The following is a 17,004-nucleotide window of genomic DNA, read 5'->3' on the forward strand; positions in this document are numbered from 1 at the left end:
GCCATCAGCGTTGCAGCCGCGCGAGCAGGCTCGACGTATCCCAGCGCTTGCCGCCCATCTTCTCGACTTCGGCGTAGAACTGATCGACCAGCGCGGTCACCGGCAGGTTCGCCCCGTTGCGGCGGGCTTCCGCGATGCAGATCGAAAGATCCTTGCGCATCCATTCGACGGCGAAGCCGAAATCGTACTTGCCGTCGTTCATGGTCTTGTAGCGGTTTTCCATCTGCCAGGACTGCGCCGCGCCCTTGGAGATGGTGTCGATCACGGCGGCAACGTCGAGGCCCGACTTCTTGGCGAAGTGAATGCCTTCGGAGAGGCCCTGGACGAGGCCTGCGATGCAGATCTGATTGACCATCTTGGTGAGTTGTCCAGAGCCTGCAGGCCCCAGCAGCTTGCACATCCGCGCATAGGCCGCGATGACCGGCTCGGCACCGGCATAGGCGTCCGCGGCGCCGCCGCACATCACGGTCAGGACGCCGTTCTCGGCGCCAGCCTGTCCGCCGGAGACGGGGGCATCGACGAATTTGAAGCCGCCCTTGGTGGCGGCAGCATCAAGCTCGCGCGCGACCTCGGCGGAAGCGGTGGTGTGGTCGACGAAGGTCGCGCCCTTCTTCATGCCCGCAAAGGCGCCGTCGGGACCGATCGTCACCGCGCGCAGATCGTTGTCGTTGCCGACGCAGCACATCACGAAATCCTGGCCCTCGGCCGCCGCCTTCGGGGTCGCTGCGGTCTTGCCGCCGAACTTGTCCGCCCATTCCTTCGCCTTGGCCGCGGTGCGGTTGTAGACGGTGACCTCATGGCCACCCTTCTTGACGAGGTGGCCGGCCATGGGGAAGCCCATGACGCCGAGACCGAGGAAAGCGACTTTAGCCATATGAGTGACCTTGCTTGTGCTTGGGTGTTCTTGCGGGGTGTTACCGGGCTTTGAGGCGGCCGGCCCACACGATCGAGGGTTTTTGGCGGTTCCGCCCCGAAAGGGCGGATCGGAGGCGCACCATAAACCCTTGAGGCCGGAGGGCAACGGCTTCGTTTGATGGTCTCCTGTGCTAGGATGAGCGAACAAGGATACAAAAAAAGGGAGTGCAAGGCATGGCCGTGAGCGTTGGCATGCTCGATCATTTCAACATCAGGACCCGGAAACTGGCCGAGACCGTCCGCTTCTATGAGGATGTGCTGGGCCTTGAGAAGGGCCCGCGGCCCGATTTCGCTTTCCCCGGCGCGTGGATGTACAGCGAGGGCAAGCCGGTGGTGCACCTCGTCGATATTTCCCCGACGGACGAGGCCCAAAAGCCCGATTCAGGCGTTGTCCATCACGTTGCCTTCGCCAGCCGCGGTTTCGATGGCATGAGGCAGCGGCTGAGCGGCAAGGGCATGAAATTCGACTCCCGGCAGGTGCCCGGCGGCGACCTCTGGCAGATCTTCGTGCACGACCCCAACGGGGTCATGATCGAGCTGAATTACGAGGCGGCCAAGGAGCAGGGGGCGGCGGCCCCGGTCGAGACGGCCGGCGATATCGGCAGGCAGTAGCCTTTTGGGCGTTTCCGCTCTAATGGGTCGCATCGCCCTGAAGCGCGATCAGGATCGCGCTTCAGGGGTCTCATAGTTGAGCATGATCTTACCGGAAAACCGCTACACACTTTTCCGGATCATGCTCCGTTCAGGAGATGCGCTTTGAGCGTGACGCAGCAGCAGGTTCTCGACAGCCTCAGCCGGATCAAATCGCCGCGCGGGGTCGCGCTCACCAATGCCAATGTGTTGAGTGCGATCAGCACCAGTGACGGCAAGGTGTTCTTCTCGATCAATGTCGATGCCGCGGAGGCGCGGGCCTGGGAGCAGGTCCGGGCCGAGGCCGAGGCCGCCGTGCGTGCCATTCCCGGCGTCACCACGGCCATGGTGGCGCTGACCGCCGAGCGCAAGCCGGGCATCGCGCCACCGCCGCCGCCGAGCCGTGGCGCGCCGGGCGTACAGCCGGTCCATGCCCACCGGCCGCCGCAGGGCGGCACCTCTCCGATGTCGCGTCAGGCCGAGATTCCCGGCGTCGCCGCCGTCATCGCAGTTGCCTCCGGCAAGGGCGGGGTCGGCAAGTCGACCACCGCGCTCAACCTGGCGCTGGGCCTGCGCGACCTCGGCCTCAAGGTCGGGCTGCTCGATGCCGACATCTACGGTCCTTCGGTGCCGCGGCTGACGGGGCTGCACGACAAGCCCGAACTGAACGAGGAGCGGAAGATGATTCCGCTCAAGCGTTTTGGTCTGTCGATCATGTCGATCGGATTCCTGGTCGAGGAAGAGACCGCGATGATCTGGCGCGGCCCGATGGTGATGTCGGCGGTGACGCAGATGCTGCGCGACGTCGAATGGGGCAAGCTCGACGTCCTTGTCGTCGACATGCCACCGGGAACGGGCGATGCGCAGCTCACGCTCGCGCAGAACGTGCCCCTGAAGGGCGCCGTCATCGTCTCGACCCCGCAGGACCTGTCGCTGATCGACGCGCGGCGGGGCCTTGCCATGTTCAAGAAGGTGAACGTCCCCGTGCTCGGCATCGTCGAGAACATGAGCTATTTCCAGTGCCCGCATTGTGGCACGAAATCGGACATTTTCGGCCATGGCGGGGCGCGCCACGAGGCCGAAAAGCTCGCCGTCCCGTTCCTGGGCGAGGTCCCCTTGCACATGGCGATTCGCGAGACCTCCGATGCTGGAAAACCGGTGGTTGACAGCGAGCCGGATGGGCCCCATGCGGCGATCTATCGCGCCATCGCGGGCCAAATCAGGGACCAGCTCAAGCCCGTAATTTCCGCAGGCTAAAGCCCGCCGGCAGAGGCATGCGACTTTCGTACAGTCCCGTCATGCCATTGTCGCGTTCCGAAAACCGGGCTTCCGTGCTAAACGCCCCGGCAGTCAATCGCCTTCGGTTCGACGCGGCCATCACGCATCGCCGAGACTAGCGGCGGCAAAAGAGACGTCGGGGAAAACGCCCCAGCAAGGAGAGACCTGAAGATGAAGCGTCGTGATTTCTTGAAAGTGTCGGCAGCAGGCGCGGCGGCGACCGCGGTGGCCTCGCCGGCGATTGCGCAGTCCTCGCCCGAGGTGAAGTGGCGCCTGACGTCGAGCTTTCCGAAATCGCTCGACACCATCTATGGCGGCGCCGAGCAGGTGGCGAAATACGTCGCCGAGATGACCGACAACAAGTTCCAGATCCAGGTGTTCGCGGCCGGCGAAGTCGTCCCGGGCCTGCAGGCGCTGGATGCGACCTCCAACGGCACGGTCGAGATGAGCCACACCGTGTCGTACTACTACGTCGGCAAGGATCCGACGTTCGCGATCTACGCCTCGGTGCCGTTCGGCCTCAATGCGCGCCAGCAGAACTCCTGGTGGTACCAGGGCGGCGGCGCCGAGCTCGGCAACGAGTTCTTCAAGAAGTCGAACGTGATCGGCTTCCCCTGCGGCAACACCGGCACCCAGATGGGCGGCTGGTTCCGCAAGGAGATCAAGACGGTCGCCGATCTCTCGGGCCTGAAATTCCGCATCGGCGGCATCGCCGGCCAGGTGCTTCAGAAGGTCGGCGTGGTGCCGCAACAGCTCGCCGGCGGCGACATCTATCCGGCGCTGGAGAAGGGCACCATCGACGCGGCCGAGTGGGTCGGCCCCTATGACGACGAGAAGCTCGGCTTCGCCAAGGTCGCCAAGTACTACTACTATCCCGGCTTCTGGGAGGGCGGTCCGACCGTCCATGCCTTCGTCAACCTGGACAAGTGGAATGCGCTGCCGAAGGCCTACCAGGCGATCCTGAGCAACGCGACGGTCAACGCCAACACCTGGATGGCCGCGCGCTACGACATGGTCAACCCGGCGGCGCTGAAGCGGCTGGTGGCCGGCGGCACCCAGCTTCGTCCCTTCACCAACGAAGTGCTCGAAGCCTGCCTCAAGGCGACCAACGAGCTGTGGGCCGAGATCTCGGCCAAGAACCCCGACTTCAAGAAGTCGATCGACGCCATGCAGGCCTACCGCTCGGATGAATATCTGTGGTGGCAGGTCGCCGAATACACCTACGACAGCTTCATGATCCGCTCGCGCACCCGCGGCTGATCAAGGCTTAGGCACGCCCCCTCAAGACCGGAAAGCCCGGCCTCCTCGTGAGGCCGGGCTTTTTGCATGCCCTGACCTTCGTCGGGATGGCAATCGGTACCGGGATGTTCCATGCTGCCCGCCAAGCCTCGGCAAGAAGGCTCGCAATCGCAACCATCAGGGCAGGAAACATGAAAAGAAGAGACTTCATCAAAGTCACCGGACTTGGTGCCGCCGGCGCTGCCACGCTCGCCGCTCCCGCCATCGCGCAATCGATGCCGGAGATCAAATGGCGCATGCCGACGAGCTGGCCGAAATCGCTCGACACGCTCTATGGCGGCGCCGAGATGATGTGCAAGATGGTCGCGGAGGCGACCGACAACAAATTCCAGATCCAGATATTCGCGGCCGGCGAGATCGTGCCGGGCCTTCAGGTCTTGGACGCCGTGCAGAACGCGACTTGCGAGATCGGCCACACCGCGTCCTACTACTACTTCGGCAAGGACCCGACCTTCACGTTCGGCTCGTCGGTGCCGTTCGGTCCCAACATGCGTATCAACCAGGCCTGGTACATGCTGGGTGGTGGCCGTGAAGTGCTCAACGAGTTCTACAAGAGCTACAACGTGATCTCGCTGCTTGCGGGCAACACGGGCTGCCAGATGGGTGGCTGGTTCAGAAAAGAGGTCAACACACCCGAAGACCTCAAGGGCATGAAATTCCGGATCGGCGGCTTTGCCGGCCGCGCGCTCCAGAAGCTCGGCGTGGTGCCGCAGCAGCTTGCCGGCGGCGATATCTATCCGGCGCTGGAAAAAGGCACCATCGACGCCGCCGAATGGGTCGGTCCCTACGACGACGAGAAGCTCGGCTTCTACAAGATCGCGCCGCACTACTACTATCCCGGCTGGTGGGAAGGCGGCCCGATGCTGCTCGCCTTCGTCAACCTCGACAAATGGAATGCGCTGCCGAAGTACTATCAGAGCGTTCTAGAGCAGGCCGGCCACTACGCCAACAACTACATGATGGCGCGCTACGACCAGGCCAATCCGATGGCGCTGCGCAAGCTGCTTGCGAACAACACCAAGCTGCACGCCTTCTCGCCGCCGATCATGGACGCCTGCTACAAGGCGGCGAAGGAGCTGCACGCCGAGGTCAGCGCGACCAACCCCAACTTCAAGAAGGTGTACGAGTCCCTCACCAAGTTCTCCAACGACGGCTACGCCTGGTTCCAGGTCGCCGAGGTCGGCTACGACATCTTCATGGCGCGTCACTCGCAGAGCTGACGTGACCAGCACCTTGCGGGGCGATCTTCCGTCGAGCACGAAAGCCCGGTCTCGCAATGCGAGGCCGGGCTTTTTGCATCCCCTGGCGGGCGCCGAGCAAAAATCTGAAAAACAACCCCATGCAAAGGAGGAGGGTGGTCGCTTGTGATGTGCTGCGCATTTCCCGAAATCGGTTGACGCGTCGGGCAAATCAGTGGCAAAATGCAATCATGGCGCGATCCGCGGAAGACAAGCCACGCCCCCCATAGCCGTGCAAGAGCTGGTCGTCCGAGCGGGGCAAGCACCAAGAGCGCTCTTTGACGGATGTGCTTGCGCGGGGTGTGCTACTTAGCCTCGACGACCTTCATGGGCCGGGCAGGCCCATCTGCGAATACGCATTCGCGCCAGACGGGTGTGGCGCATTGCGCCGGCCAGCCGCCGCCAAGTGCCATGAACAGGGCTGCGGTGTCCGACAGCCGCGTCGCTTCCGCCTGCACGCGGGTGATCGCCGCGTTGAAATAGGCCTGCTGCGCATTCAGCACGGTCACCTGGGTGATCTGGCCGAGCACGAGCTGTTTCTGTACGATGTCGAGGCTCGCCTTCGCCGCGGTTTCGGCCTTGATCGCGGCCTGCACAGCGCGTGCATCGGCTTGCAGGGAGCGCAGCGCATCGGCGACGTTCTGCATCGCGGTGATCACGGCCTGGCGATACAGCGCCTCGGCCTGGTCGAGCGATGCCTCGGCGGCTTTCTGCTTGTGATAGAGCGTGAGGCCGTCGAACAGCGGCTGCGTCGCACTCGCGGCGACCGTGTAGAACAGCGTGCCTTGGGTGAACAACTCCGCCGGCTTGAACGCGCTGGTGCCCGGGTTGCCCGTGAGCGTGAGGTTCGGCAACCGTGCCGCGATCGCAACCCCGACCTGAGCACTCGCCGAGTGCATGTTCGCTTCGGCCGCGCGCACGTCAGGGCGTTGGGCGACCAGGGTGCTCGGCAGGCTCACCGGCAGGTTGGCAGGCAGGGCGAGGTGCTGGAGGTCGAACTTTTGCAGCACCTCGTCGGCGGAAAACTGTCCGGCGAGCGCTGTGAGCAGGTCGCGCTGCACCGCGAGCTGCTTTTGCAGCGGCGGCAGCGTCTGCTCGGCCTGCGCAAGCGCAGTCTCCTGGGTGAGCACGTCGACCTGTGCGGCCTGGCCGGCCTCGAACTGCGTCTTGAGGATGCCGAGAATGTCGCGCTCGATCTTGACGATACGCTCGGTCGCGGCGATCTGCCCGCGCAGCGAGGCTTCCTGGACCGCCGCCGTGACCACGTTGGCGGTGAGCGCCAGATAGGCGGCCTCGAGCTGGAACTGGGCCTGCTCGGTCTGGGCATCCAGGCTTTCGACGGCGCGGACGTTCTGGCCCCAGATGTCGGGCACGAAGCTGATGTTGAGCTGCACCGTGTGGAGCGTGTAGCGCGACTGCGGTGCGTCCAGGGGGCTGGACTGCGTCGCATTGGAGAATTGCTGGTCGGACGGCGTGTAGTTGACGCCGACCTGTGGGAAGAACAGGCCACGCTGCGCCAGCGCGTTGAAGTTCGCGACGCGGATCGCGGCTTCGGCGGATTGCAGTGAGGGATTGTGCTCGACCGAGAGCCGGATCAGCTCGTTCAAGGGCTTCGAGCGGAACGCCGCCCACCAGCGCTTCGGAATATCGGCGCCGTCGACGAATTGCTGCCGCGGCACGCGCGGGCCATCGGCATCGGCGTGGGGCGAGGCGAGCGGCTCCGGCGTATAACGGGAGACGCCAGGTGCCGGCGGTGGCTCGAAATTCGGGCCCACGGCGCAGCCTGCGAGAGACAGGCTTGCTGCGCCGGCGTGCAACGCTTTGCGAATTGTGGTGTTGATCGTCACGCGACGCATCGCAACCGTCCTAATGAGCCACTTCAGGCGGCGCCGTCGCCGCGCCGTCCTCGTGCGGCGCCGCCCGTTCCCGCGACAGGAAAATCTTGCGCAGCGCCGGCGCGATCACAAGCAGCAGGAGCGGACCGATGAACATGCCGCCGACCACGACGGTCGCGAGCGGCCGCTGCACCTGGCTACCGATGCCGTGCGAGAGCGCCGCCGGAAACAGGCCGACGCCGGCCGAGAGCGCGGTCATCAGCATCGGCCGCATGCGCTGCTCTGCACCGCTGAACACGGCTTCTGCGATGCTCATGCCGGAGGCGCGCAGCTCGCGGAAATAGGTGATGTTGAGGATGCCGTCCATCACGGCGACGCCGAACAGCGAGATGAATCCGATCGCGGCCGAGATGCTGAAGTCGAGGCCGGCGAGGTACAGCGCGATCAGGCCGCCGCCGACGGCAAAAGGGATTCCGGCAAGCGCAAGCAGGCTGTCGCGCACCGAATTGAAGAGGCTATAGAGCAGGACGAAGATCAGAAGCAGCGTCACCGGCACGACGACCATGAGGCGGGCCTTGGCGGCTTCCAGGTTGTCGAACTCGCCCGACCAGATGATGCGGTAACCGGGCGGAAGCTGAATATTATCCGCGACGCGCTGCTGCGCCTCTGCGACCGTGCCGCCGAGATCGCGGCCGCGCACGCTGAACTTGATCGGGATGTAGCGCTGGCTGCGCTCGCGGTAGATGAACAGCGCACCGGTGTTGAGGGTGATGTCGGCAAGCTCGCTCAGGGGAATGTAGGCATTGGCGCCCGACGTCGTCGAATAGGCGACCTTGAGGTCGCGCACCGCGTCGATGCTCTCGCGGAACTTCGGGTCGAGCCGGACCGCCACCGCGAAGGAGCGATCGCCTTCCAGAACGTTCGTCGCGATGGTGCCGCCGAGCGCGGCCTGGACCACCGCGGTGATGTCGCCGGTGTTGAGCCCGTAGCGCGCGGCCTTCTCTCTGACAACCTTGATGTTGAGGTTGGGTTGGCCGACGAGGTGGAAGATGCCGAGATCGGCGACGCCACGGACGTCGCGCATGACATCCATGACCTTGGTGGCGGTCTGCTCCAGAACGTCCAGATTCGGGCCGATGATCTTGACCGAATTGGCGCCCTTCACACCGGACAGTGCTTCCTCGACGTTGTCCTGGATGTATTGGGAGAAGTTGAAGGTGACGCCGGGCAGCTCCTCGTCGAACTCCTTCTGGAGCTCCTCGGAGAGCTTTTCCTTGGTCAGGCCCTTCGGCCATTCGTCGAACGGCTTGATCGGTGCGAACAGCTCGACGTTGGAGAAGGGCGAGGCGTCGCTGCCATTGTCGGGGCGGCCGTGCTGCGAGACGACCGTGATGATCTCGGGATGACGGAGCAGGACGTCGCGCATCTTGCGCGTCGCCTCGGTGCCGGCATCGAGCGAGATCGTCGGCGGCATCGCGGCACGGATCCAGAAATTGCCCTCTTCGAGCGCAGGCAGGAATTCGCTGCCGAGGCGGCTGGCCGCGAGCGTCGAGATGGCGAGGAAGATGAGGCCGGCGGTCACTGCGAGCTTCACGCGGGCGAGCGCCCAGCGCAGCACCGGCGTATAAGCCTTGCGTAACCAGCGCACGATGACGGTCTCGGTTTCCTCGATATGCTCGGGCAGCAGCAGCGCGGCCAGCACCGGCGTCACCGTGAAGGTCGCGAGCAGGGCGCCGGCGAGCGCGTAACCATAGGTACGCGCCATCGGCCCAAAGATCTGGCCCTCGACGCCCTGCATCGTGAACAGCGGCACGAAGGCGGTTACGGTGATCGCGGCGGTGAAGAACACCGCCTTGTCGACCTGGAGCGCGCTGACGAAAATCATCCGCAGCCGCTCGGTCCAGCGCGCGGCCGCTGGCTGGCCGTGGGTGGGGGCGGTCGGGTCGGCACCCCAATAGCCCTCCGCGAGATTTTGCAGCACGCGCGCGCGGCTCTCGGGGCTCGATTGGAAGTTGCGAAAGATGTTCTCCATCATGATGACGGCGGAATCGACGATGATGCCGAAATCGACCGCACCGAGCGACAGCAGGTTGGCGTCCTCGCCTTGCAGCACCAGGATCATGATGGCGAAGAACAGCGCGAACGGGATGTTGGCCGAGACGATCAGCGCGCTGCGCAGATCACCCAAGAACACCCACTGGATCACGAACACCAGGAGGCAGCCGAACACGAGGTTGTGCAGCACCGTGTGGGTCGTGACGCCGACGAGCGAGCTGCGGTCGTAATAGGGCACGACCTTCACACCTGGGGGCAGGGTGCCGTCGCTGTTGATCTTGGCGACCTCTTCCTCGACCTTCGGGATGATGTCGTTGGTGTGCTGGGTCCGGCCCATGACGACGATCGCGGCGGCGACGTCGTCATCCCTGCCCTTGCCGGCGATGCCGAGCCGCGGCACGTATCCGACCGAGACCTTTGCGACGTCCTTGATCTGGATCGGCAGGCCGCCCGACTGGGTGAGAACGATATTCTCGATGTCGCTGACCTTGTAGCCCTTGGTGATGTCGTCGGCGCCGCCGGAATCGATCAGGCCGATGCCGCGGATGTTGACCGATTGTTGGCCGATCGCGATCTCGCGGCCCCCGACATTGACGTTGGCATTGCCGAGCGCCGTGACGAGCTGCGGCACGGTGATGTTGTAGGCCTCGAGCTTGGCGAGGTCGGCATCGACGTTGAACTGCTTGGTGGTGCCGCCCCAGGAATTGATCTGCACCACGCCTGGTATGGTCATCAGGCGGCGGGTGACGACATAATCTTGCAGCGTGCGCAGGTTGGTGAGCCCGAAATTCGGCGGGCCGACGAGCTGGTAGCGATAGATCTCGCCAACCAGGCTCGACTGCTGGATCGTCGGCACCAGGTTGCCGGGCAGGGTGATGTTCTGCTGGATGCTGTTGGCGGCCTGCGTCAGCGCAAAATAGTAGTCGACGTCGTAGCGGAAAGTGACGCGGACGAAGGACAGACCGTAGAACGAGGTCGAGCGGATGTTGACGACGCCGGGCGTCGGATAGAGCCCGACCTCGATCGGGATGGTGTAGTACTTTTCCATCTCCTCGGCCGACAGTCCCGGCGCCTGCGCGGTGATTTCCAGGATCACCGGCGCCGGATTGGGATAGGCCTCGATGTTGAGCTTGCTGAAGGCTGCAAGCCCGGCGGCGCAGAATACGACGAGGCCGAGCACGACGATCGCGCTTCGGGTCAGGCCGAAATTGATGATGCTCTTGACCAAGATCTTGCACTTAGCGCGGCGCGGTTGGCGGGCAGCCGATTCAGCCCGTGGTCGCGGTCGCGAGCTTGTTGGAGAGGAAAATGGCGCCGCTCGAGGCCACGAACTCGCCGGGCTTCAGCCCGTCTAGGATCTGCCACCAGCCATCCTGGGCCATGCCAACCTTCACGTTGCGGCGCTCGAAGCGGTGTCGGTCGGCCGTGACCCAGACCGTCATGGTGCCGTCGCCCTCGCGCACGACGGCCTCCGACGGCACGGCGACGGACAGCCTGGGGCCATCGATCTCGATGGTGAAGCTCGCCAGCATGCCGGCGCGCAGCTTGTGGGTGGGGTCGTCGATGACGGAGCGGACGAGCTGCCGATGCGTGTTCGGGTCGATGTTGAGCCCAAGCGTGGTCACGTGGCCGCGAAACGCCTCGTCAGGATAGGCTGGGACGCTGACGGCGACCGGCTGACCGATCCGGTAGGCCGGCGCATCGATCTCGATGACGTTGGCGGCCATCCACATCGTCGAGAGGTCGGCAAGAGTGAAGGGCGCCGGCGCGTTGCCGGGCTGGACGTAGAGCCCGGGAGCGGCGTTGCGGGCGACGACCTGGCCCGAGATCGGGCTCGACACGATCAGGATCGAATCGACCTTGCGATCGGCGACGATGCGGTCGATCTCCTCGTCGGTCTTGCCGAAGATACGCACGGCGTCGCGCGCGGCTTTGTAGTTGCCTTCCGCGGTCTGCTGATCGGAGGTCGCCTGGTCGACGTCCTTCTGCGCGCCACCGCCGGTCTTCAGAAGTTGCTTGACGCGCGTCAGCGTGCGCGTTTGCAGCTCCAGCACGCCCGCGGCCGCGAGCAGGGTGGATTCGGCCTGGAGCAGGTCGGGGCTGTCGATGGTGAACAGCGTCTGCCCCTTGGTCACGGTCTCGCCGACGTTGAAGAAGGTGTCGACGATCTTGCCTGCATTGGGCGTGAACACCTGCACCAGCATGTTCTGGTTGAAGTCGATCGATCCGACGGCATTCTTCATGACGCTGAAGGCGCGCGACTCCGCGGGCAGGATCTTGAACCCGTCGGCCTGCTTGTCCGTGACGTTAACGGTCTGGCTGGTGATGTCGACATCGCCATCGGCGGCCGGTTGCGCCGCCTTGGCCGAGCGCACCTCGCTCGTGCGCGTCAAGAGCCAGGCGCCAGCAACGAGGACGGCTACGGCAGCAATGCTCGCTGCAAAGCCCGCATGCTTGATGCGAAATGCCATGACGCTCTTCACCCCAATGGTTTCGGATGCGTTCGCGCACAACTCACCGTTCACCGTGCAGCAGGGCGCGGTGAGGCAATCGTCGTGGCCAAAAGCGAAACCCTGTTATCAGCCTTCGCTGACGCTCACCTTACGGACGGACGCACGCCGGGGCGGTGCGGAGATGTCAGTTTCTTGGCTGGCGGAAGTCACCGTTCACTCCGGAAGTCCCGCCTTGCGCAGCCCCTCGATGATCATCGGGCTCCGTTGACCACGCGCCATCAATTTCGATATCCGGAAATCAGGCTCGATCTCGAGAAGTCGGTTCGCCATCTTCCTGGCTTCTGTATCCTGCCCAAGGTGCGCGAGCGCAGCCGCGAGGCAGCGGTACGCCGCCCCGTAAGCCTGGTCCCTTTGTAGAGCCTTCCTGGCCGAAGCGACTGCGTCGTCGAAACGACCAAGGTCAATGAATGCACAGCCGATCCCCACCAGGTTTGAAGTGAGCAGCCGGTCAAATGGGCTTAATCGAATCGCGCGCTCAAAACTCCTGATCGCCTCTTCAGGCCGCCCCGCTGTAACGTAAGTCCAACCTCGATGGACCCATGCGTCGGTTGCATTGGGGTTGGAAGCAACGGCGCGGTCGGCCAACTCCTTTGCGGTATCGAAATCGAAAGTCCACATGGACATTGCACGGCTCAGTGCGCTCAACGCCTCACAGTCGTTCTCGTCAATGCGAATTGCCAACCGGAGCAGTTGAAACCCTTGCGCAAGTGCCGCAGCTTGCGACGTCGGATCGGCCGCCCATTCCTCACCAACATTTATAAAGTGGCAGGTGCCGGCAAGGGTCGCAGCAAAGCCGTACCCGGGGTCAATCTCCAATGCGCGAGACGCAAGCCGAAGCGCCTCGGCTGTTCCTTCGGGGGTGCGTGAGTTCAGATGCGGTATCGCTCGAAGGCAGAGGTCGTAGGCACTCAGGTCGTTCGGCCGACGCGCGGCCAAGCCCATTTCGATCTGAAACATTTTGGGTGCAACGGCTGAGACGACGCTCTCGGCCATGCGATCCTGGAGAGCGAATAAATCGCTCAGGTCACCTTCAAAGCGATCGGCCCAAAGGTACATCCCGGTCGCGGCATCGATCAATTGGCCGATGATGCGGACTTTTCCCGCCGCCTTGCGCACGCTGCCCTCGAGCACGTACCGCACGCCGAGCTCGCGCCCGACCTGCTTGATGTCGACGGCTTTGCCCTTGTACGCAAAACTGGAATTGCGCGCGATCACGAAGAGAAATTTGAACCGCGACAGCGCGGTGGTGATTTCATCCACCATGCCATCAGCAAAATAGTCCTGATCGGGATCGCCACTCATGTTTTGGAACGGTAATACCGCTATTGAGGGTCTGTCCGGGAGCGCGGGGGCTGATCTGGATGGATCCACGCGATGGTCGGGAAACGCGATGGATCCCGGTTCCGGTACTTCCCTTACTGACCCGACGAAGCGGAATCCCTTGCGCGGCAGCGTTTTGATGAGGCGCTGCTCCTCGCCGGAATCGCCAACGACGCTTCGGGCCACATTGAGGCGGGTCGTCAGCGCTGCATCCGATACGACGCGGCCGTTCCAAATGGCATCGATCAAATCCTCCTTGCCAACCACGCGCTCCCTGTTGCGGATCAGATATTCGAGGAGGTCGAATACCTGCGGAGCAACAGAGACCATTTCCGTCCCGCGATGCAGCTCGCGCCGGTCGGTGTCGAGCACGAAGTCCTCGAAGCGGTAGCGCAACCTGCCAATCCTTCAGGAGCTTCTGATCGTGGCGGCCCTTAACGTAAACAATAGGCGGCTGGCGAGAAGAATGTAAGCCGAATGTGCGGTGCCTTGGACGCGCCTACGTTTCAGCCAGCTCCGTCAGCTTTGCGCCGGCCAGGCGGAAGAACCGTTTCTCCGGTAGCGGGCGCCCTCCGAGCATCTCGTAGAACTGTTGAAGCCGTGGGTCATCTGCATCGACAGTCCAGTCGATGCGCTCATGGCCCTCTTGCCGGGCCAGTACGGCCAGTTGCGCCATAAGTCGTTTCCCCAATCCACTCCCGCGTCGATCGTGACGAACGTAGAGCTCTTTCAGGAAAAAGCCTGATGTCAGACCAGGTCCGGGATAGATGGCGCTAAAGCATGCGAAACCAGCGATCCCATCGTTCTCGCAAGCAAGCAGAATTCGCGATCCCACGGGCCTCGACTTCAACCCGGCGATGATCGAGTCCCGTGTCGGACAGTGGACGCGATAGTGAGCTTGCATTTCGATCAGCGCATCGGCCATGTCATCGAAATCAGCTTCCGCAATCTCCCTGAAAGCCGTCAGAGCAGTATGGCCCATGGTCCCTCGATCCCTGCTGAACGTCCAGCCCGTTTCCGAGCGACGATGATCCACCTTTTGCACTTGGTTCTGTTTGGTGTCGAGGTGATTGGAGGCGCGCCGCCGAATAGGCTTGGCCTCGCTCCACCCTGCAGGCTCTGGGTGGAAGACGAATGGGAGGGGCGCGAACCGACATGTCGGCAAGATATCACTCTTGGCGGATTAAGCCGCGCAGGGGGTGTTGGCGCACTCGTTCCAATCGTGTCTCTTTGACCGTAACATGCGCCTTCCGAAGGAGACGGCCTGAATGGATTGGTATTTTGTCTTGGCGGTCGCGGGGCCGCCCTTCGGCTTTCTGTTTGTGATTGGCGCGATCCCTTTCCTGATCTACAGCTGTCGCACCAGCAACGCGCCTCGCAGCCTCATCGCAAGCAGGATCGCATTGATCCTCTCCCTCGCGTCGGTACTCGTGTCGATTCCACTATGGATATCGCTGCTCACGGGCCACCACCGGAACGGAGCCCCCGTGGACTACTACGATCACGATTTTGCGCTCTTCGAGGTCATTGCCGTCTTCGAAGCACTCGCGCTTTTGACAGCCGTCCTGAGTGCCATGCGACAGAGAGCACGTCCCGCACCGCCCCGGCAATGACAGCCCGACGTCTCATTCAACCCTGCCGCATCTGCCAACAAGTTACCGATCTCATCATGGCGCGGCGGAGCCGGTGACCGCCGCGGCGGGCGCCGCTTCGCGTGGCGCGCGGCGGCCGTTCAACACCACGCCGATGATGGTGAAGCGCACCAGCAGGTGATAGCTCACCAGCATCGGGACAAGTGCAGCGGCGAGAATGGTGACAAACTTGATCGGCCAGGGCCAATCCAGTTGCGACACTGCGACCTGCAACGCCATCACGATCGGCATGTGGATCAGGTAAAGCCAGTAGGATGCGTCGGCGATGTAGCGTCGCGTCGGGCTGAAGCCCGACATGAAGCGGAGCGCGAGGCCGATGACCGCGAACGTGGAAATCCATATCGCCGGTGCATACAGGATGGCGGCGACTAGCCTGAGCGTGTCGGAACGGACCGGCAGTTTTGGCGCGCCGGGCGAGGACAATATCACGCCGGCAAGGACGAAGCAGATCAGGATCAGGCCGAGCGCCAGCACGAGGTGCAACAGCCAGCGCTGCTCCAGAGTCCGCAGCAGATCGCGCTGCCGATGCAACAGCCAGCCGATGCCGAACGCGGTGCCGAAACCGATCCAAGCCTGCAGGTTGGTGACGAGCGATTGATCCGGCGTCCTGATCCCCATCACGCTGACCCATTTTTGGTCGAGGCTGAAGGCGATGCCGATCGGGATCGCCAGAACCAGGGGAGCCAGCGGATTTCGCATGATCCGTGCGAAGAGACGGTCAAGGACCGTTCGCAGAGCGCCGGACACATCGAGCCAAACGAGGGCGCTGCGCAGTAGAAGCATGGCGACATAGAGCTCCAGCAACACGTAGAGAAACCAGAGATGGGCGAGGGGGAAATTCGGCAGCACCGGCGGCCAGCCGCGCGCGCCGGGGACGGGACCGCCATTGGGAAAGCCCGAAGCCCAGATCACGACCAGCGCCATCGGCGTAAACACGATCGGCCAGCCGATCACGAGCGGCAGGCCGATCCTCTGCAACCTGTCCCTGACGAAGCCCCAAGCCCCGCGGCGATGAAGGCTCATGCGGGCGAAGAAACCCGCCATCAGGAAGAAGGTGGTCATCCGGAAGACGTGGATGGCGAAGAACAGCAGGCCCAAAACCAGGCTTTGATGGGTGTCCTGGATGAACCAGATCCGGGTTGGGGCAGGGACAAACGACAATGTCGCGTGCAGGACAATGCCGAGCAGCAGGGCAAGACCCCTGACCGCATCGAGGGCGTGCAGCCGTTCCGATGCAGGGGTGGCGGCGGTCAAACGGGACATGGACGGCTCATGCTCGCTGGAGAGGGCGTTCTGCCTGACAATCTGCCCGATCTTGCCAGGGTTCTCATGCCCAATCTGGAAATCGGCTAACCGATTTCTCGACGCCGCTGGCTGATTTTGAGATTGCGGGTCGGGTGAGGGGTTCAGGTCCCACGAGAGAGCGTAACCCCTCATCCGAGCCTTGGGCACGATCGGTCAGCCCGAGCTTACGCGAAGCTTACAGGAGACGAAAACGCGGATGGCGCTCGCCTTTTTGCTGGCCGAAATCCGGCGGATAGTGGAAGAAATCGACGAAGCGGCACGAGCCGTGGAGTTGCCGGCGGGAATACGGATGCGCCTTCTGATCGTCGAAGACAATGTCGAGCTGTCGCGGCTCGTCGCAAACGGCCTGACGGCGGCAGGCTATGAGAGCGACATCGTCGGCAGCGCAGCCGAGGCGCGCGAGGCGGTGCGCAACGTCAGCTATGCCGCCATGATCCTCGATCTCGGCCTGCCCGATGGCGACGGCCTTGCGGTGCTGCGCGAGCTGCGCCGCCACATGGACCCGCTGCCGGTGCTGGTGCTGACCGCACGCGGCGGCTTGCAGGATCGCGTCAACGGCCTGCGAAGCGGCGCCGACGATTACCTCGCAAAGCCGTTTGCGCTGGAGGAGCTGGTGGCGCGGCTGGAGGCGATCCTGCGGCGGCCCGGCCAGTTGCTCGGCCGCTCGCTGCGCCTGGCCAATCTCGTCTACGACACCGAGAGCCGGCAGATCTTCGTCGACGACCAGCCGCGGATCATTTCCGCGCGGGAGACGTCGGTCCTGGAGATCTTGTTGCGGCGACAGGGCCGCGTGGTGCCGAAGAAGAACGTCGAGGATCACATTTTCGGGCTCGAGGGCGAGGTCGCGTCCAATGCCGTGGAGGTCTACGTCTCGCGGCTGCGCAAGCAGCTCGCCGAGCACGGTGCCAAGGTCGTGATCCACACCATCCGCGGTGTCGGCTATCTGATGGCCGAGGAGAAATAA

Annotated in this window: 13 protein-coding genes; 6 read left to right on the forward strand and 7 right to left on the reverse strand. The window is 63.6% G+C overall.

Features of this window, described 5'->3' with window-relative positions:
* Positions 1-4 precede the first annotated feature (4 nt).
* Positions 5-874, reverse strand: a complete 870-nt coding sequence (locus tag QQL28_RS01905) for an NAD(P)-dependent oxidoreductase (protein ID WP_284260387.1) — start codon at positions 872-874, stop codon at positions 5-7.
* Positions 875-1,089: 215 nt separating this feature from the next.
* Between QQL28_RS01905 and QQL28_RS01910 the strand changes: the two genes are divergently transcribed.
* The 4 genes from QQL28_RS01910 (at position 1,090) to QQL28_RS01925 (ending at position 5,342) form a co-directional block, all read left to right on the forward strand.
* Complete coding sequence (locus QQL28_RS01910) at positions 1,090-1,527, forward strand: VOC family protein (protein ID WP_284260389.1); 438 nt, start codon at positions 1,090-1,092, stop codon at positions 1,525-1,527.
* Between the two features lie 144 nt (positions 1,528-1,671).
* Positions 1,672-2,802, forward strand: coding sequence for an Mrp/NBP35 family ATP-binding protein (locus QQL28_RS01915; protein WP_284260391.1), 1,131 nt, complete (start codon positions 1,672-1,674; stop codon positions 2,800-2,802).
* 192 nt (positions 2,803-2,994) lie between these two features.
* Entirely contained in the window at positions 2,995-4,083 is a 1,089-nt protein-coding gene (locus QQL28_RS01920; RefSeq protein WP_284260394.1) for a TRAP transporter substrate-binding protein, read from the forward strand.
* Positions 4,084-4,253: 170 nt separating this feature from the next.
* A complete protein-coding gene (locus QQL28_RS01925; protein ID WP_284260398.1) occupies positions 4,254-5,342 on the forward strand; it encodes a TRAP transporter substrate-binding protein in 1,089 nt (362 codons plus the stop codon).
* Positions 5,343-5,665: 323 nt separating this feature from the next.
* On the opposite strand, the gene QQL28_RS01930 is transcribed toward QQL28_RS01925, so the two are convergent.
* The 5 genes from QQL28_RS01930 to QQL28_RS01950 all read right to left on the reverse strand — a co-directional run bounded on the left by QQL28_RS01930 (position 5,666) and on the right by QQL28_RS01950 (position 14,065).
* Positions 5,666-7,216, reverse strand: a complete 1,551-nt coding sequence (locus QQL28_RS01930; RefSeq protein WP_284260400.1) for an efflux transporter outer membrane subunit — start codon at positions 7,214-7,216, stop codon at positions 5,666-5,668.
* Between the two features lie 10 nt (positions 7,217-7,226).
* The gene (locus QQL28_RS01935) at positions 7,227-10,478 is read right to left on the reverse strand and encodes an efflux RND transporter permease subunit (protein WP_284260402.1); all 3,252 of its coding nucleotides are present in this window, start codon (positions 10,476-10,478) and stop codon (positions 7,227-7,229) included.
* A gap of 40 nt (positions 10,479-10,518) precedes the next feature.
* Complete coding sequence (locus QQL28_RS01940) at positions 10,519-11,721, reverse strand: efflux RND transporter periplasmic adaptor subunit (protein ID WP_284260404.1); 1,203 nt, start codon at positions 11,719-11,721, stop codon at positions 10,519-10,521.
* 195 nt (positions 11,722-11,916) lie between these two features.
* Positions 11,917-13,479, reverse strand: a complete 1,563-nt coding sequence (locus QQL28_RS01945; protein WP_284260406.1) for a winged helix-turn-helix domain-containing tetratricopeptide repeat protein — start codon at positions 13,477-13,479, stop codon at positions 11,917-11,919.
* 103 nt (positions 13,480-13,582) lie between these two features.
* Entirely contained in the window at positions 13,583-14,065 is a 483-nt protein-coding gene (locus QQL28_RS01950; RefSeq protein ID WP_284260408.1) for a GNAT family N-acetyltransferase, read from the reverse strand.
* Positions 14,066-14,351: 286 nt separating this feature from the next.
* On the opposite strand from QQL28_RS01950, the gene QQL28_RS01955 reads away from it, so the two are divergent.
* Positions 14,352-14,696 carry a hypothetical protein gene (locus tag QQL28_RS01955; RefSeq protein WP_284260410.1) on the forward strand — a complete coding sequence of 115 codons (345 nt, stop codon included), beginning with the start codon at positions 14,352-14,354 and terminating at the stop codon, positions 14,694-14,696.
* 54 nt (positions 14,697-14,750) lie between these two features.
* On the opposite strand, the gene QQL28_RS01960 is transcribed toward QQL28_RS01955, so the two are convergent.
* On the reverse strand, positions 14,751-15,998 hold the full coding sequence (locus QQL28_RS01960; protein ID WP_284260412.1) for an acyltransferase family protein: 1,248 nt from the start codon (positions 15,996-15,998) through the stop codon (positions 14,751-14,753).
* Positions 15,999-16,329: 331 nt separating this feature from the next.
* On the opposite strand from QQL28_RS01960, the gene QQL28_RS01965 reads away from it, so the two are divergent.
* The gene (locus tag QQL28_RS01965) at positions 16,330-17,004 is read left to right on the forward strand and encodes a response regulator transcription factor (protein WP_284260414.1); all 675 of its coding nucleotides are present in this window, start codon (positions 16,330-16,332) and stop codon (positions 17,002-17,004) included.

It is taken from the genome of Bradyrhizobium iriomotense, assembly GCF_030160715.1.
Classification (GTDB): Bacteria; Pseudomonadota; Alphaproteobacteria; order Rhizobiales; family Xanthobacteraceae; genus Bradyrhizobium; species Bradyrhizobium iriomotense.